The organism is Dysosmobacter sp. Phy (assembly GCF_054476235.1).
On the sequence record NZ_CM136997.1, the window covers coordinates 2622658 to 2639170 of the forward strand.

Below are 16513 nucleotides of genomic sequence, written 5' to 3' on the forward strand. Positions count from 1 at the left end.
CGCGGTATTTTCGGCCTGTGTACGAAGCAGATTGTGAACCTGCAATGCGGTGCATCGGTCCTGTGGGGCCGTAACGCTGTGTGCAGACGTAGCCTGCCTTGACGTGGGCCGGGTGAATAGGGGATCAACGGGGGCTGCCGTTCCGGCCGGAACGGACACCCCGATCGCTCCTTGAAACCCGTCCTGCAAAAGAGGCTAAAGAAGCGGATGGACTGCGGTGGAAAACACCTAGGCTGTTCCTTCCGAGGCAGAAAAGGGATTGCAGTGCGGACTAAGTGGCAGTCGGGTCGCGCGGAGCGGCGACACCGCGCCGCGGCGCCAAAGGGGGAACCGCCTCCACCGGCAACGGGAGGTGCGCCGCGGGGAAATCCAACCCGGACCTAAGCCGTAAGATTTACCTTTTCTGCCGCCGCCGGCTTAGCGAACCCATCCATTCCAGGGGGGGCGCCCCCTGTCTTTTCCATCCCACCACAGACAAAGAGGAGAAGCTCCTTGAAAGAACATCCCACCTCCCGGAAAAAACGGGACAGACAGGCCGGGCGCTACGCCTGGCCCATCCAGGTCTTTTTCCTGGCCATCGGCCTCTCCGCGGCGCTGAGCCTGGCCTCTCAGGGGCCCCTGTCCGGCGCCGGCATCCTGGCGGCGGCGCTGATCCTGGCGCTGTTCATCGCCCTGGGCATCCTGTTCGACATCATCGGCGTGGCCGTCACCGCCGCGGACCCCAAGCCCTTCCACTCCATGGCCGCCCACAAGGAAAAGGGCGCCAAGGAGGCGCTGATGCTGCTGCGCAACGCCGGCAAGGTCTCCAGCGTCTGCAACGACGTGGTGGGGGACATCTGCGGCATCGTCAGCGGCACCACCGCCGCCGTCATCGTCACCCGCCTCCAGGAGGCCTTTGACCTGCGGAATGTGCTGGTCAGCGTGGCGGTCACCGCGGTGATCTCCGGCCTCACCATCGGCGGCAAGGCCCTGGGCAAGACCTTCGCCATCCAGCGCAGCACCAAGGTGGTCTACTGGGCCGGCCGCTTTCTGCACCTGTTTCATCGCTGAGAGGAGCGCGATCACCTGTGATCTTAGAGACAATCCACTCTCCCGCCGACGTGAAGGCCCTGCCCAAGGAGCAGCTGGCCCCCCTCTGCGCCGAGCTGCGGGAGTTCCTGGTCCAGAGCGTCTCCCGGACGGGCGGACACCTGGCCTCCAACCTGGGCGTGGTGGAGCTGACCGTGGCCATCCACCGGGTGTTCGACACCGCGTCGGACCGGCTGGTGTTCGACGTGGGCCACCAGTGCTACGTCCACAAGGCCCTGACCGGGCGCCAGGAGCTGTTTGAGACCCTGCGGCAGTTCGGGGGCCTCTCCGGCTTCCCCAAGCCCCGGGAGAGCGTCCACGACGCCTTCATCGCCGGCCACGCCTCCAACTCCGTGTCGGTGGCGTTGGGCATGGCCCGGGCCCGGACCCTGCGCCATGAACATTACAGCGTCCTGGCCCTGATCGGGGACGGGGCCCTGACCGGCGGCCTTGCCTATGAGGGCCTCAACAACGCCGGCGCCTCCGGGGAGCCGCTGATCGTCATTTTGAACGACAACGGCATGTCCATCAACCCCAACGTGGGCGCCGTGCCCACCCACCTGGGGCGCCTGCGGACCAAGCCCGCCTACTACCACTTCAAGAAGTGGTACCGGGGCCTCTTCGGCGCCCACCCCATGGAAAACGGCCTCTACCGGCTGAGCCACCGGGTGAAATCCTCCCTGAAAAAGGCCATCTGGCCGGGGAGCACCCTGTTCGAGGACATGGGCTTCACCTACCTGGGGCCCATCGACGGCCACGACCTGGACCGGCTGATCCACGTGCTGGAGTGGGCCCGGGAGCTGGACGGCCCCGTGGTGGTCCACGTGAACACCGTCAAGGGCAAGGGCTACCCCTTCGCCGAGCAGAACCCGGACCGGTTCCACGGCATCGGCCCCTTCGACCCCGAGACGGGCCTTTTGAAAAAGAGCGGGGGAGAGGACTTCTCCTCCGTGTTCGGCGCCGCCCTCTCCGCCTGCGCGGCAAAGGACCGCCGGGTGTGCGCCATCACCGCCGCCATGGCGGACGGCACGGGCCTGACCGGCTTTGCAAAGGAGTTCCCGGAGCGCTTTTTCGACGTTGGCATCGCCGAGGGCCACGCTGTGGCCATGGCGGCGGGCCTTGCCAAGCAGGGCATGATCCCGGCCCTGGCCGTGTACGCCTCCTTCCTCCAGCGGGGATACGACATGCTGATCCACGACGTGGCCCTGCTGGGACTGCACGTGGTGCTGGGCGTGGACCGGGCCGGATTGGTGGGCGCCGACGGCGAGACCCACCACGGCTGCTTTGACGCCATGTTCCTCTCCCAGATCCCGGGGTTCACCGTGCTGTGCCCGTCCAACTTCGCGGAGCTGCGGCACATGGTCCGCCAGGCGGTCTTTGCCATCATCGGCCCCGTGGCGGTCCGCTACCCCAGAGGGGGAGAGGGCGCCTTCCGGGACGACACCGCGGACAGCCCCGCCGTGTGCCTGCGGCCGGGGAAGGACGTGACGCTGCTGGGCTGCGGCATCATGGTGAACCACCTGCTGGAGGCGGCGGAGCTGCTGGCCAAGCAGGGCGTGGAGGCCCGGGTGGTGAAGCTCAACCGCATCTCGCCCCTGGATTACGAGACCCTGGCGGAGCCTCTGGCGGACACGCAGACCCTGCTGGTGGCGGAGGACGCCTTCGGCGCCGGGTGCCTGGGGCAGCGGGTGACGTCCATCCTGGCGGAGGCTGGGATGGCCCCCAGACATGTGATTTTGAAGAACCTGGGCAAGACCTTCGCCCCGGAGGGCACCGTGCCCCAGCTGGAACACAGCTTCGGCCTGGATGCGGCGGGCATCGCGGAGGCCGTGATGAAGGAGAGAGACCCATGAGTGTGAAGAAAACGCGGCTGGATGTGCTGCTGGTGGAGCGTGGGCTCCAGGAGAGCCGGCAAAAGGCCCAGGCCGCCATCATGAGCGGCGAGGTGTTCGTCGGAGGAGCGCGGGTGGACAAGCCCGGCACCGCCGTACCGGAGGACGCCGAGATCGAGGTCCGGGGGGGCCTTGCCTACGTGAGCCGGGGCGGTCTCAAGCTGGAAAAGGCCATGGCCGCGTTCCCCATCGACTTGACCGGCGCCGTCTGCGCCGACATCGGCGCCTCCACCGGCGGCTTTACCGACTGTATGCTGCAAAAGGGCGCCGCCAGGGTCTACGCCGTGGACGTGGGCTACGGCCAGCTGGCCTGGAAGCTGCGGTCCGATCCCCGGGTGGTGTGCCTGGAGCGGACCAACGCCCGGTATCTGACCGCGGAGCAGATCCCCGAGATGCTGGACTTCGCCTCCATCGACGTCAGCTTCATCTCCCTGAAGCTGATCTTCCCGGCCCTGCGGGAGCTGCTGAAAGACGGCGGCCACATCGCCTGCCTCATCAAGCCCCAGTTCGAGGCCGGACGGGAGAAGGTGGGCAAGAAGGGCGTCGTCCGGGACCCGGCCGTCCACCGGGAGGTGCTGGAGCACTTCCTGGAGCATGCAAAGGAAAACCACTTGTCGGTCCTTGGGATCACATACTCACCCATCCGGGGACCTGAGGGCAACATCGAATATCTGGGGTATCTGGAAAAGAGCGACGCCCCGGATCAGATCCCGGACCTCAGCGCCCTGGTGGCCGAGTCCCACCAGGTCCTGCGGGAGCACGGGGAAGGAGGGGCGTCATGAAAAAGATCATTCTCTGTCCCAACCCCAACCGGGACCGGGGCATGGTCTGCACCCGCCAGGCGGAGGCCATTTTGAAGGAGCTGGGCTTTGAGACCGTGGTGTGCTCGCCCTTCCGGGACCAGAAGGAGGGGGCCTTCGGGGACTACGACGTGAAGCCCCTGACGGCGGAGCTCAAGACCGCGGACCTGCTGATCACCTTCGGCGGGGACGGCACGATTTTGCACCTTGCCAAGCTGGTGGCCCTCAACAAGATCCCGGTGCTGGGCATCAACATGGGCGGTCTGGGGTTCATCGCGGAGCTGGAGGCCGGAGAGCTGGAGACATTGCGCAGGCTGAAGGACTGGGACTTCCAGACGGAGCAGCGCATGATGCTGGACGTGTCCGTCCAGCGGGAGGGCCGCCAGATCTACACGAACCTGGGCCTCAACGACGCGGTGATCCGGGAGGGCCCCATCTCCCACGTGATCCATCTGAAGATCGCCTCCGACGGGCGGCACCTGGCGGACATCGCCGGGGACGGCGTCATCATCGCCACCCCCACCGGGTCCACGGCCTACTCGCTCTCCGCCGGGGGACCGGTGGTGGAGCCGGTGGCCCAGACCATGGTGGTCTGTCCCATCTGCATCCACAATATGCGCTTTTCTTCCTATGTCCTCTCGCCGGAGCACGTGCTGACCATCGAGCTGGAGCGCAACGGCCGCAAGCCGGTGTACCTGTGCGTGGACGAGAGCCGCGCCTTCGCATTGAAGTCCGACGACAAGGTGTTCGTCCGCCGCTCCAAGCACGCCGTGAAGCTGGTGCGGCTGTCGGAGCGGAGCTTCTGCGAGATCTTTGCCCAAAAAATGTTGCCGGGAGGGTTTGTAGACCATGAAAAATGACCGTCAAAGCATGATCCTCGAGATCATTTCCCAGGAAAACATCGAGACCCAGGAGCAGCTGCTCACCCGGCTCCAGGAGCGGGGCATCTCCAGCACCCAGGCCACCATCTCCCGGGACATCAAGCAGATGCACCTGATCAAGGAGCCGGTGGGCCGGGGCGTGTACAAGTACGCCGTCTCCGGCAACCGGACCCGGCTGAACTTCGCGGAGAAGCTGCGGACCATCTTCCGGGAGAGCATCACCAGCATCGAAAGCGCCCAGAACATCGTGGTGGTCAAGACCATGCCGGGCCTGGCCAGCGCCGCCTGCGCCGCCCTGGACGACATGGACATCGCCTATATGGTGGGGTCCCTGGCCGGGGACGACACGGCCTTTCTGGTCATGAAGGACGCGGACTCCGCCGCCACCTTCTGCGAGGAGATCAAGGAGATGCTGTGAGTGAAGTAGGAGGGGAGCAGGCTCCCCTCCTAACCACCCCACCACCAGTGACCGGTGTCACTGGTGCGCGCGCCCCAAGGGCGCGCAGGCCGGGGGATTTTCGGCAGGCACATGTCCTGCCGAAAATGGATCCCTTTCCTGCCGGAGGCGAAAGACCCGTGGTTTCTGGCTTTTGGCTGCTTTCGCGGGCAGAGGGGTCCCGGCGGAAGTGAATTCCGCCGGGACGATCAGATACGCCGGACACTGGTGCGCGCCATCCCCTCCGGGGAAGGCGCGGCTGGCCGGAAGCCAGCCAGATGAAGGAACGCCCGCTATCCGCCCCTGCGACCAAATGGGAAAGTCCACAGAGACCACCGGGGCAGCGCGTAACGCGCGGAGAATGGAGCAGGGGCAAAAGCGGTATTGCACCCCGTCTGCCCGCCGCACGGTCTGTGCGGCTCCAGGGTATTTCGCCTGCCAAGGTAAGGCGCAGGGACGGCGATGCCTTGATGTCCGCCGCACCGATCCGCACGACCCCCGCGCCCACGGGCAGGCGGGACGCCTGTCCGTCTCAGCGCCTTTTCTTTTGGACCGTCCACGGCCCGTTTTCTTTTCGGCAAGACCGAAAAGAAAATGGGGGGTGGATCTCCCCGGAAGACTTCCGGCCACCCGCCCTCCCCCGGGGGAGGGCATATCCTTCCCCAAGGAGGAGTTTTCATGCTGGACCTGCTGCACATCGAGAATATTGCCGTCATCGAGGAGGCGGACATCCGCTTCCGCCCCGGCTTCAACGCCCTCACCGGCGAGACCGGCGCCGGCAAGTCCATCGTCATCGACGCCATGGGCGCCGTGCTGGGCGGCCGGACCTCCCGGGAGCTGATCCGCACCGGGGCGGACCGGGCCTTCGTCAGCGCCTGCTTTTCCAACCTTCCGGCGGACCTGCCGGGTCTTGCCGCCTGCGGCGTATCGCCCGATGAGAACGGCGAGCTGCTGCTCCAGCGGGAGATCTATGAGGACGGCAAGAACGCCTGCCGAGCCAATGGCCGCCCTGTCACCGTGGCCCAGCTGCGGCAGATCGGCGGGGAACTGCTGAACATCCACGGCCAGCACGACGGCGCGCAGCTGCTGGACGAGGAGCGCCACTGCGCCTATCTGGACCGCTTCGGCCGCACCGACGCGCCGCTGGAGGCCTACCGCGCCGCCTACGGCGTCATGGCGGACCTGGCGGCCAAGATGGCCGCCCTGCGGATGGACGAGGCGGAGAAGGCCCGGCGCATGGACTCCCTCCGGTTCCAGATCGGCGAGCTGGAGCGGGCGGAACTGACGCCGGGGGAGGAGGAGGCCCTGCTGGAGCGGCGGGAGCTGCTGCGCAACGGCGAGAAGTATCTCTCCGCCCTCTCCGGTGCGGACTATGCCTTAAGCGGCGACGACGAGGGCGGCGGCGCCGTCACGGCCCTGCGGGAGGCCGAGGCGGCCATGGCCTCCGTCCGGAACCTGGGCGGAGACCTGGCGGAGCTGTACAAACGCTTGGAAGAGGCCCGCTGTGAAGTATATGACCTTGCCGAGACTATCCGGGACAAGCGGGCGGAGTTCGACTTCTCCCCGGCGGAGCTGGACGCGGTGGAGAGCCGCACGGACCTGCTGTACCGGCTGAAGAAGAAGTACGGCGCCACGGTGGAGGAGTGCATCGCCTACCTGGACCGGTGCCGGGAGGAGCTGGACGCCATGGAGACGGCGGACGACACCCTGCTCCGGCTGGAAAAGCAGCACGCCAAGGCGCAGCAGGCGGTACTGGCCGCCGGCGCGACATTGACCGAGGCCAGGCGCCAGGCGGCGGCGGCCCTGGAGGCGCGGATCCAGAGCGAGCTGCGGGACCTGGACATGCGCCGGGTGCGCTTTGCCATCGAGTTTACGCCCCGCCAGCCAGGGCCCGACGGCTGCGACGCCATCCGCTTTTTGATGTCCGCCAACGTGGGGGAGGACCTGCGGCCCATCGCCAGGATCGCCTCCGGCGGCGAGCTGGCCCGGATCATGCTGGCGCTGAAGAATGTGCTGGCGGAGCAGGAGTCCGTGGGGACCCTGGTCTTTGACGAGGTGGACACCGGCGTCAGCGGCCGGGCGGCCCAGAAGGTGGCGGAGAAGCTGGCCCAGGTCAGCCGCCGCAAGCAGGTGCTGTGCGTGACCCATCTGCCCCAGCTGGCCGCCATGGCGGACACCCACTTCTCTGTGGAGAAGGGGGAAGCAAAGGGGAGGACCTTTACACACGTTGTGCTGCTGGACCGGGAACAGCGGAAGGCCGAGCTGGCCCGGATCACCGGCGGCGCGGCGGTGACGCCGGCCCTGCTGGAGAGCGCCGGGGAGCTGCTGGACGCGGCGGAGGCCTACCGGAAGGGGCTGTGATGCCGGGGGCGGATTTGACCCGGAGGGCCTCCGGGAGGCGCAGGTTTCCTGCGGGGGATCCGCCCCCCATTTTCTCTTTTTACCAAAAAGAGAAAACGGGCCGCGGCCGGTCCAAAAGAGAAGAGCGCTATGACGAAAGGGCGACCCGGATGGGCCGCCCTTTCGTGAGTACGGGGGTCGTGCGAAGCGGTCCGGGGGGCGTCGTCAGCCCCGTCGACCCTGCGCCTTACCCTGGCGGTTGAAGAGCCTGGTCCCCGCATAACCACTCTGGGTGGGCAGACGGGGCGGGAAACGAATGGACCAGCGCCGCTTTCCGCTGCCGCTCACTTGGCGTTTGATGGAGGCTGGCAGCACGCTGTGGCGGAACAAGGAGCAGACCAAGTCGACAAGCACCCCCAGCCCTCCGCCGTAAGGTCCGCAGTTCCAGGTCCGAAGCCGCTGCTGGAGCTTTCCGTAAGCGCCCAAGCAGCGGCAGCGGAAAGAGAAGCAAACCAAATCGTCTACCTCCCCCGTCCCTCCGCCGCAGGATCTATGCGGCACAAGAGTATTTCGACCACCGGGGCATAGCGCAGGGACGACGGGGCTGACGATGCCCGCAAGACCGCTTCGCACGACCCCCGTATTTCGGCAAAACGCCCCAGCCGGGGCGTTTTGCCGCCCCGGCGGTTTTCTTTTGACCGGCCGCGGCCGTTTTCTTTTGTCAAGACAAAAGAAAATGGGGGCGGATCCCCGCGGGGACGGCGCGCCCACCTGGCCCGCCGGGCAAGGGACGGCACTCAACGATACGCCTCCGTTCCCGGCCCCCTCATCCGTCCGGCCTTTGGCCGTCCACCTTCCCCCGGCGGGGGAAGGCTCTTTGCCAGGGGAGAAGGCTTCGCGAAACATCCCGGACAGGCCCCCTTCATTCACCCCAGTGTGCGCGCCGAACACATTCTCCCGAGGGGAGGGGGCGGGCTCTCCGCCATGGATCACGGCGGAGTCTCCGCCAGGGGAGAAGTGCCCCGCACCTCCGTCCCGCCCGGCGCATAGACTGTGCCAAACGGAAGGAGGGCCCCTCTATGCGCTTTGTCCCCAACTACGACCGCCGGGCGGTGGTCCGCTACGCCCACCGCTGGGCCTACGGCCGCAACCCGGCCTTTTACGACTACGAGGAGGTGGGCGGCGACTGCACCAACTTCGCCTCCCAGTGCGTGTTCGCCGGCAGCGGCGTCATGAACTTCACCCCAGACCTGGGCTGGTACTACATCGACGCCAACCAGAAGGCCCCCGCCTGGACCGGCGTGGAGTTCTTCTGGAACTTCATGACCCGGCGGGAGATCTCCCAGGGCCCCGTGGGGGTGGAGTGCGACCTGGCCGATCTGCGGCCGGGGGACCTGGTGCAGCTGTCTTTCAGCGGCGAGACCTTCCAGCACACGCCGGTGGTAGTGGCCCTGCGGCGGCCCGTCCGCGCCTTAAGCGACGTGCTCATCGCCGCCCACAGTTACGACGCCGACAACCGGCCCCTTTCCACCTACACCTTCCAGAAGATCCGCTTTCTCCATATTTTGGGCACGCTCATACCGTGAGTTCACAGTTTGTTCATGATTTTCCGCCCCGCCGGGGTTACCATAATCCCAAATCAAACAGGGGGGAACCACCATGAAAAAGCTGTGTTCGTGTCTATTGTCCCTGGCGCTGCTGTGCGCCCTGGCGGCTGTGCCCGCCTCCGCGGCGTACAGCGACGTGCCCTCCGGCAGCGCCCTGGCCTCCGAGGTGGAAAAGGCCGTGGGCTACGGCCTCATGAACGGGTACAGCGCCGGAACCTTCGGCTACGCCGACCCCATGACCCGGGCCCAGTTCGTCACGGTGCTGGACCGGATGCTGCTGCCCCAGGACGGCGACACCACCCTGGTGGGCCACATCACCCCTGAGATGCAGGTGGAGTACGACGCCGTCAGGGCCTATTACAGCTCCATCGACGCCGCGGCGGAATACGGCTGGGTGGACACCGACGAGCCCTTCCGGCCCACGGACCCCATCACCCGGGGCGAGATGTCCGAGATCCTGGTCCGGGCCCTGGGCCTGGGCGGCGCCGCCGCCATCGCGGAGAAAAACGCCGACCTGCCCTTCACCGATGTGACGGCAGGGAAGGGGTACATCTCCGTGGCCTATGACATCGGCATGACCAAGGGCACCACCGCCACCACCTTCGGCCCCAATGAGACCGCCACCCGGGCCCAGGCGGCGGCCATGCTGGTGCGGATCTACGAGAAGCTCCGGCAGGACACCGGCTTCCTCCACGGCTTCTACGCCATCTCCTCTTACAGCCAGCTGAGCCTGATGAATTCCATGGACGCCGTCAGCGCCGGGTGGAGCCGCATGACCTGGGACGGTACCACGGCGCTTCTCGCCACCACCACCGCCGACGGCAACGAGTACGCCGTGCCCCAGGGCTACGAGGAAGTGGTGGCCCAGGCGGAGAACAACAGCGTGAAGCTGCACCTGAACGTCTTTATGGAGGGGGAGGACCTGAAGGCCCTGCTCTCCTCCGCCGACGGCCGGGCCCAGGCGGTGGAGCAGATCCTGGGCGAGCTGACTGTGTCCTACAAGACCGTGGGCAGAAATCCGTACAGCGGCGTCACCATCGACTTCGAGGGCCTGCGCAGCGCCGACGCCGCGGCCTTCACCGCCTTCCTCACGGACCTCGCCCAGCAGGTCCGGGCCCTGGACAAGAGCCTGTACGTGTGCGTGTCCCCGGCTCTGACCACCGGCAGCTACTACGACGGCTATGAGCTGGGGAAGATCGCCGCCCTGGCCGACAAGGTGATCCTCATGGCCTACGACTACGAGGACCGCAGCATGGCCGCCGGGGCCAGCGCCCTGACCGCCGCCCCCACGTCCCCCATGGACCAGGTGTACTGGTCCCTCAAGACCGCCGTGGATCAGGTGACCGCCGCCGGGCAGAGCGCGGACAAGCTGGTGCTGGGCATCAGCTGCAAGAACGTGGCCTGGAAGGTCAGCAGCACCACGGACCTGACCCTCACCGCCGCCGCGCCCTTCTACATCTCCAACGACACCCTGGCCCAGCGGCTGGGCCAGGCCGGCACCGTCCGGGGCCGGTCCAACACCTTCCGCTGCCCCTACGCCGTCTACACCACCGAGGACGGCAGCGCCTGCTTCGTCTGGTACGACGACGCCGAGAGCGTCCGCTCCCGGATCGACGCGGCCAAGCTCCTGGGCATCACCGGCGTGTCCGTGTGGCGCCTGGGCACCGTGCCCGCCTACGGCAACTGGAGCTGGACGGACGCCCTGAACTGAAAAACTTGCGGAAAATCCCGGCCGGGCCGGGATTTTCTATTGAAATCCGGGCTATGATGGGGTATAATATTCCGGCGGCGGTCCGCAGACGTCCCACAGGGGACAGGCCCCGCAATTTCACAACTGGAGGAATCTCCCATGATCACCATTACCAAGGACACCATCATCGGTGATATTCTGGATATCGCCCCTCACACCGCCCCCATCTTCCTGTCCATCGGCATGCACTGCCTGGGCTGCCCCTCTTCCCGGGGCGAGACCGTGGAGGAGGCCTGCATGGTCCACGGCGTGGACTGCGAGAAGCTGCTGGCCCTGGTGAACGAGGAGGCCAACAAGCCTCAGTAAACCCAACAACGACCGAGGGACGCATACGGAGCAAAAGCTCCGTATGCGTCCCTGTGCCGGTTTCCGGAGGTAGCGCGTGGAAAAACGACTGGAACTGTCGGCGCGGCTGGCGCTGCTGGCGGACTGGGTGCCCCAGGGGGCGCGGCTGGCCGACGTGGGCACGGACCACGGCCTCCTGCCCATCTGGCTGCGGCTCCGGGGGCGCATCAGCTCCGCCGTGGCCAGCGACCTGCGTCCCGGCCCCCTGAGCCGGGCCCGGGAAAACGCCGCCGCCTACGGGGCGGACGGCATCGACTTCCGCCTGTGCGACGGCCTGGCCGCCGTGGGCCCCGGCGAGTGCGACACCGTCACCATCGCCGGCATGGGGGGCGAGAACATCGCCGCCATCCTGGCCGCGGCCCCCTGGACCGCCGACGGCCGCCACACCCTGCTGCTCCAGCCCCAGAGCCGGGGCGAGACGCTGCGGGCGTTCCTGGCGGACCACGGTTACGCCATCCGCCGGGAGGCCCTGGTGGAGGACCGGGGCCACATCTACCCGGTGCTGGAGGCCGGGGCAGGGGAGATGACCCTGTCTCCGGGGCGGCTGCTGTGCGGCCCCCGCATCGCCTCCGACCCCCTGGGGGACCGGTATCTGATCGAGAAAATCATCCAGCTGCAAGCGGCGGCGGCGGGGCTGGGACGCTCCGCCCGACCGGAGGACGCGGCGAAGGCCGATGCCGTCCGGGACGTGCTGACGGAGCTGCTGGAGCTGAGAGAGGAGTGGCGCCATGCCAACGGTACGGGAAATTGAACAGGCCCTGTTCGACCTGGCCCCCAGAGAGGGCGCCATGGACTGGGACAATGTGGGCCACCTGCTGGGCGACCCGGACCGGGAAGTGACCAAGGTCTGCGTGGCCCTGGACATCACCGAGGCCGTGGCCGCCGAGGCCATTGCGCAGGGCTGTGAGCTGATCGTGAGCCACCACCCCGTCATGAACTGCAAGTGGCTGCCGGTGCAGACCGTCCGGTCCGACACGGCCCAGGGCCACCTGCTGCTGCGGCTGCTGCGCAGCGGCGTGGCCGCCATCTGTATGCACACCAACCTGGACGTGGCCCCCGGCGGCGTCAACGACGCCTTCGCCGCCGCCCTGGGGCTGGAGGACCCTGGGCCCCTGGGGGACCCGGAGGGCCTGTGCCGGGTGGGAACGCTGTCAAGTCCCACGCCCTTACAGGACTTTGCCCGCAAGGTCTGCCGCGATCTCCACGCCAACGGCGTCCGGTACGCCGGGTGCGGAAAGCCGGTCCGCCGCGTGGCGGTGGGCGGCGGCGCCTGCTCGGACTACATCCGCCACGCCGTCGCCGCCGGGTGCGACACCTTCGTGACGGCGGACCTGAGCTACCACCAATTCCTGGACGCAGAGGGGATGGGCGTCAATCTGATCGACGCCGGCCACTTCCCAACGGAAAACCCCGTCTGCGCCCGCCTGGTCTCGTATCTGACGGATCGGTTCCCCGAACTGGCCGTTTTCAAATCCGCTTCCCACCGGGAAGTGATCCAATACTGTGTTGAAGGAGAGTAATCACCATGTCCGGACATTCCAAGTGGCATAACATTCAGAAAACCAAGGGTGCGGCCGACGCCAAGCGCTCCGCCGCCTTCACCAAGATCGCCAAGGAGATCATCGTGGCCGTCAAAGAGGGCGGCGGCTCCGGCGACCCCAACAACAACTCCCGCCTGGCCACCGTCATCGCCAAGGCCAAGGCCGTGAACATGCCCAACGACAACATCAAGCGCACCATCGACAAGGCTCTGGGCGCCGGCAGCACCGAGAACTACGAGGCCGTCACCTACGAGGGCTACGGCCCCGGCGGCGTGGCCGTCATCGTGGAGGCCCTGACCGACAACCGCCAGCGCACCGCGCCGGAGGTCCGTCACGCCTTCGACAAGTGCAACGGCAACATGGGCGCCCAGGGCTGCGTGAGCTGGTCCTTCGACAAGAAGGGCGTCATCGTCATCGACAACTCCGAGGGCGAGCTGGAGGACGACACCGTCATGATGGACGCCCTGGAGGCCGGTGCCGAGGACTTCCAGTCCGAGGGCGGCGCCCTGGAGATCACCACCGATCCCGACGCCTTCAACGACGTGGTCAAGGCCCTGGAGGCCAAGGGCTACGTGTTCGTCAACGCCGACATCGAGATGGTTCCCCAGAACTACATCACCCTCACCGCCGAGGGCGACGTGAAGAACATGGAGAAGCTGATCGACATGCTGGAGGACAGCGACGACGTGCAGAACGTCTGGCACAACTGGGATAACGACTGAGCGGGTACCGTCCATCGCGGAGAGAAGAGGAGCGGCGAACGCCGTTCCTCTTTTTTGCGCCTCCACATTCAACAAAACTTTTCTTTTGTGCAATGTGCCGCCGCGGCACGCCCTGCCGGGCCCCATTACCCTAACCATAAGAATGACTCTGACTCTTACCATAGCCCTTACCATAACGGGAAAATTTTATAAAATCCTCCCGGGAGTTGCACGGTTCCGTGCAACAAAAGGGGAGAGGGCAGCCCTTTACAAGAGGAGGTGCTTGATTGGCAGAAGAACGTAAGAAGAGCTTTATGCTGTATTTCGATAATTTCAACAGCATTGCGGCCCTGCCCGCAGAGCAGCGGGGAGAACTGCTGCTCCTGCTGTACCGGTACGCCATCGCAGCGGACAAAGCCCCCATCGACCCGGAGGAGATGTTAGAGCAGTATCCGCTGCTGAACGATGCGGGACGCATGGCATACCGCTTTCTGGCCGAGACCATCCGCCGGGACACGGAGAAGTGGAAGGACAAGCAGCGGCGCTATCAGGCCGCGGCGGCCCGGCGGTGGGAGGCGCGCCCATCTGGCGCCGCCGGAAAGGAAGAACCGGACATAGAGGACGTGGCGTGGATGAAGCCGTACATCGATCAGCGGGACAAACCGTGACTCGACCACCGGTCGGTTGCCATTTTTTCCGTTCCGGGGTACACTTTGGGGCAAGAGGTGATGAATATGAACAAGGAGCGGCTGGGCGCCTTTATCGGGGACTGCCGCCGGGAGCTGGGACTGACCCAGCGGGAGCTGGCGGAGAAGGTCCACGTGACCGACAAGGCCGTCAGCAAGTGGGAGCGTGGCCTGAGCTACCCGGACGTGACGCTGCTGGAGCCCCTGGCGGCGGCGCTGGGGCTGGGCGTGGAGGAGCTGCTGGCCTGCCGGCGGCAGGCCGTCCCGAGCGGAGAGGAGGACCCTGTGAAGAACTTACTGACCATTTCCGATGACAGCCTCCGGCGGGAGCGGCGGCGCAGCTGGGGCCGCCTGGGCGCGGTGCTGGCATTGCTGATCGCGGCGGGGCTGGTGATCGCATACAACGCCCTGTACGTGACGGAGACCCGGGAGGACGCTTTCGTCCTGAAGGAGACCGTGGACGGGGTGGACTATCTCTATCTGCGCCAGGAGGGCGACCTTTTGAAGCTGCGCTGCGGCGACGGCGTGGATTTTGACGCAGTCGTTCAGAAAAATGAGCGGGGAAACCCCATTTCCTATCAGATGGAATACCGGTGGAACCGGCTGACCTATACCGGCGTGATTACTTCATGTATCGATACCGGGATGTACGAATTGGGCGGCTTGATGGACGTGACCTTCAGCCCAAGCTACTTCTCCTTCGTATTGGGATATCCCTGTCTTCAGTACACATCGGAGAACTATTATCCAGACCCCTATGCTGAGTCCCGGGGGCACGCCTATCTGTGCGACTATCGGTTCTGGGTGACGGACCCTGCCGATGGATCGGATAGCACCGTCCTGGTGGTGGAGGACTGCATCGGCGCGGCCGCCGGAGACACCGACGGTGACGGAGAGGACGAGCTTGTGATCCGCACCCGCTGGCCGGAGAAGCCGTATACGGTCTACGACTGCGTGGACGGGGAGATCGTGGAGACCTGGCCGGACACCGTGCCGGAGGAGGTGCGGGAGGCCCTGGTGCAGATCTGGGAGCAGTGAGCGGAAAGGAGGCGGCCCCATGGAGCAAGTCACCGCGGCGGGCCCCTGGCGGATGTGGGTCTGCCCGGAGCGGAAGATCGTGTCCTTCCACCCGGAGGCCGGGTTCCGCCTGCTGGAGTTCCGCAGCCGGGAGCTGTTTTTGCGGTGCGTGGACCGCTACACCGGGGAGAAGTACCGGTATCAGTGACGCGGGCGCCCGCCGGGAGGTCTCCCGGCGGATCCCGCCCCCCATGTTCTCTTTTTACGAAAAGAGAACCCTCCAGAGGGGCTTCTCTTGCCCCTTCGGGGCAATTCACCTTCCGGGCCGCGGGGCGGTCCAAAAGAGAAAAACGGAAGACAGACAGGCGGACCGTCCGGTCCGCCTGTCTGTGGTTACGGGGGTCGTGCGAATCGGCCTGTCCCGGACCGCGGCCCCGCCGTCCGTGCGCCTTCCACCGGCGGTCGAAGAGCTGCGCTCCCGCACAGCGGGGCTCAACGGGCTGCACAGTGAAAGAAACAGCACCGGTTTTCGCTGCCGCTGGCCTGGCGACCATCGAAAGCCCGTCCTTATGCGCATAGAGGACTGCCGCTGGCGGGAAGGAAGGGTGTGTGCGGGAAACCCAGGAGGGGTTTCCTGCACGATTTGGATCAAAAGATTTTGGTCGGTTTGCAAAAGCGTCCAAAATCGCCTCAGCCTGTTTAAACAGGCTGAGGCCCCGGCTGCCGTTGCGCAGCCGGGGCCGTATCTTGCGAGGGAGACTGTAAGCCGGGTTCTGTATCTGACAGTCATCTATCTAGACGCGCCGTTGCCGGTGCGTTCAAGCCACCTCCTAAGGACGGCCGGGCCGGCCATCTGTCCTTTCCACGGTGTTGCTCCGGATAGAGTTTACAGCGACGGACACTCTCGAGCCGTCGGGTGCGCTCTTACCGCACCTTTCCACCCTTACCAGGGCGGCTGAGCCGCACTGGTAAGGGTGGAAAGGTGCCATCGGTCCCTGCGGGACCGCCCGCCTTCGGCGGGTTTGATCGAAATGGTGAAGAGGGACCCTTCGTCCCTCTTCACACAACACCCCTGCGCTGTCCCGCGCAGAGGCCGTTGCGCTGTTCGGCGGAAGGAGGGAGCCTTCGGCCCGCTCACCGCCTGCCCGGACCCCGCAGGACCCGGACGCCGCATTCCATCTCTGTTCACCTTTATTCCATTCTTGCCGGCACGGATCAGCCGCTCTGGCGGTATCTCTCTGTTGCACTTTTCCTGAAGTCGCCTTCGGCGGGCGTTACCCGTTATCCTTGCCCTGTGGAGCCCGGACTTTCCTCATGGACGGCCTTTCGGCCTGCCCACGCGACTGTCTGTCTTCCTCGCAAAGGCTATTGTAACCGACGGCGGGGAGAAAGTCAACGCGGAAAATCTCCGGCCCCGTTGTATTTTCCGCCTGTTTGTGGTATCATTTC

Annotated in this window: 15 protein-coding genes and 1 other RNA gene; 15 read left to right on the forward strand and 1 reads right to left on the reverse strand. The window is 66.0% G+C overall.

Annotation, left to right across the window (positions count from 1 at the left end):
• The first annotated feature begins 492 nt into the window (after window positions 1-492).
• The 15 genes from ACVDHE_RS13020 to ACVDHE_RS13090 all read left to right on the forward strand — a co-directional run bounded on the left by ACVDHE_RS13020 (window position 493) and on the right by ACVDHE_RS13090 (window position 15272).
• Window positions 493-1050, forward strand: a complete 558-nt coding sequence (locus ACVDHE_RS13020; RefSeq protein ID WP_418725906.1) for a DUF21 domain-containing protein — start codon at window positions 493-495, stop codon at window positions 1048-1050.
• Between the two features lie 17 nt (window positions 1051-1067).
• The gene (dxs, locus tag ACVDHE_RS13025; protein ID WP_458884806.1) at window positions 1068-2921 is read left to right on the forward strand and encodes a 1-deoxy-D-xylulose-5-phosphate synthase; all 1854 of its coding nucleotides are present in this window, start codon (window positions 1068-1070) and stop codon (window positions 2919-2921) included.
• Window positions 2918-3742, forward strand: a complete 825-nt coding sequence (locus ACVDHE_RS13030; protein ID WP_458884807.1) for a TlyA family RNA methyltransferase — start codon at window positions 2918-2920, stop codon at window positions 3740-3742. The genes dxs and ACVDHE_RS13030 overlap by 4 nt, the downstream gene beginning before the upstream one ends.
• On the forward strand, window positions 3739-4620 hold the full coding sequence (locus ACVDHE_RS13035; RefSeq protein WP_458884808.1) for an NAD(+)/NADH kinase: 882 nt from the start codon (window positions 3739-3741) through the stop codon (window positions 4618-4620). Before ACVDHE_RS13030 ends, ACVDHE_RS13035 begins: the two co-directional genes overlap by 4 nt.
• Window positions 4610-5059 carry an arginine repressor gene (locus tag ACVDHE_RS13040; protein ID WP_213038428.1) on the forward strand — a complete coding sequence of 150 codons (450 nt, stop codon included), beginning with the start codon at window positions 4610-4612 and terminating at the stop codon, window positions 5057-5059. The genes ACVDHE_RS13035 and ACVDHE_RS13040 overlap by 11 nt, the downstream gene beginning before the upstream one ends.
• A 696-nt stretch (window positions 5060-5755) precedes the next feature.
• Window positions 5756-7438: a DNA repair protein RecN gene (recN, locus tag ACVDHE_RS13045; protein WP_418725914.1), complete on the forward strand. Its 1683-nt coding sequence runs from the start codon at window positions 5756-5758 to the stop codon at window positions 7436-7438.
• A 1058-nt stretch (window positions 7439-8496) separates the two neighbouring features.
• Window positions 8497-9003, forward strand: coding sequence for an amidase domain-containing protein (locus ACVDHE_RS13050; protein ID WP_213038430.1), 507 nt, complete (start codon window positions 8497-8499; stop codon window positions 9001-9003).
• Window positions 9004-9076: 73 nt separating this feature from the next.
• A complete protein-coding gene (locus ACVDHE_RS13055) occupies window positions 9077-10735 on the forward strand; it encodes a glycosyl hydrolase family 18 protein (RefSeq protein ID WP_458884809.1) in 1659 nt (552 codons plus the stop codon).
• Window positions 10736-10873: 138 nt separating this feature from the next.
• The gene (locus ACVDHE_RS13060; protein WP_213038433.1) at window positions 10874-11080 is read left to right on the forward strand and encodes a DUF1858 domain-containing protein; all 207 of its coding nucleotides are present in this window, start codon (window positions 10874-10876) and stop codon (window positions 11078-11080) included.
• Between the two features lie 76 nt (window positions 11081-11156).
• Window positions 11157-11870, forward strand: a complete 714-nt coding sequence (locus tag ACVDHE_RS13065; RefSeq protein WP_418725911.1) for a tRNA (adenine(22)-N(1))-methyltransferase — start codon at window positions 11157-11159, stop codon at window positions 11868-11870.
• On the forward strand, window positions 11848-12639 hold the full coding sequence (locus ACVDHE_RS13070) for a Nif3-like dinuclear metal center hexameric protein (protein WP_458884810.1): 792 nt from the start codon (window positions 11848-11850) through the stop codon (window positions 12637-12639). Before ACVDHE_RS13065 ends, ACVDHE_RS13070 begins: the two co-directional genes overlap by 23 nt.
• A 5-nt stretch (window positions 12640-12644) precedes the next feature.
• Window positions 12645-13382, forward strand: a complete 738-nt coding sequence (locus tag ACVDHE_RS13075) for a YebC/PmpR family DNA-binding transcriptional regulator (protein ID WP_213038436.1) — start codon at window positions 12645-12647, stop codon at window positions 13380-13382.
• Between the two features lie 266 nt (window positions 13383-13648).
• Window positions 13649-14029 carry a DUF6291 domain-containing protein gene (locus ACVDHE_RS13080; protein ID WP_458884811.1) on the forward strand — a complete coding sequence of 127 codons (381 nt, stop codon included), beginning with the start codon at window positions 13649-13651 and terminating at the stop codon, window positions 14027-14029.
• A 66-nt stretch (window positions 14030-14095) separates the two neighbouring features.
• A complete protein-coding gene (locus ACVDHE_RS13085) occupies window positions 14096-15085 on the forward strand; it encodes a helix-turn-helix domain-containing protein (protein WP_458884812.1) in 990 nt (329 codons plus the stop codon).
• 19 nt (window positions 15086-15104) lie between these two features.
• Window positions 15105-15272: a hypothetical protein gene (locus ACVDHE_RS13090; protein WP_458884813.1), complete on the forward strand. Its 168-nt coding sequence runs from the start codon at window positions 15105-15107 to the stop codon at window positions 15270-15272.
• Between the two features lie 538 nt (window positions 15273-15810).
• Here the strand turns inward: ACVDHE_RS13090 and rnpB are convergent.
• An RNA gene (gene rnpB / locus ACVDHE_RS13095) (RNase P RNA component class A) lies at window positions 15811-16423 on the reverse strand.
• Between the last annotated feature and the right edge of the window lie 90 nt (window positions 16424-16513).

What these genes read in the sequence shown, in the direction of transcription:
- ACVDHE_RS13030 (WP_458884807.1), top strand. Translation starts at nt 2,918, where the DNA reads ATGAGTGTGAAGAAAACGCGGCTGGATGTGCTGCTGGTGGAGCGTGGG.
- ACVDHE_RS13085 (WP_458884812.1), top strand. Translation starts at nt 14,096, where the DNA reads ATGAACAAGGAGCGGCTGGGCGCCTTTATCGGGGACTGCCGCCGGGAG.
- ACVDHE_RS13055 (WP_458884809.1), top strand. Translation starts at nt 9,077, where the DNA reads ATGAAAAAGCTGTGTTCGTGTCTATTGTCCCTGGCGCTGCTGTGCGCC.
- ACVDHE_RS13090 (WP_458884813.1), top strand. Translation starts at nt 15,105, where the DNA reads ATGGAGCAAGTCACCGCGGCGGGCCCCTGGCGGATGTGGGTCTGCCCG.
- recN (WP_418725914.1), top strand. Translation starts at nt 5,756, where the DNA reads ATGCTGGACCTGCTGCACATCGAGAATATTGCCGTCATCGAGGAGGCG.
- ACVDHE_RS13070 (WP_458884810.1), top strand. Translation starts at nt 11,848, where the DNA reads ATGCCAACGGTACGGGAAATTGAACAGGCCCTGTTCGACCTGGCCCCC.
- ACVDHE_RS13040 (WP_213038428.1), top strand. Translation starts at nt 4,610, where the DNA reads ATGAAAAATGACCGTCAAAGCATGATCCTCGAGATCATTTCCCAGGAA.
- ACVDHE_RS13060 (WP_213038433.1), top strand. Translation starts at nt 10,874, where the DNA reads ATGATCACCATTACCAAGGACACCATCATCGGTGATATTCTGGATATC.
- ACVDHE_RS13035 (WP_458884808.1), top strand. Translation starts at nt 3,739, where the DNA reads ATGAAAAAGATCATTCTCTGTCCCAACCCCAACCGGGACCGGGGCATG.
- ACVDHE_RS13050 (WP_213038430.1), top strand. Translation starts at nt 8,497, where the DNA reads ATGCGCTTTGTCCCCAACTACGACCGCCGGGCGGTGGTCCGCTACGCC.
- ACVDHE_RS13075 (WP_213038436.1), top strand. Translation starts at nt 12,645, where the DNA reads ATGTCCGGACATTCCAAGTGGCATAACATTCAGAAAACCAAGGGTGCG.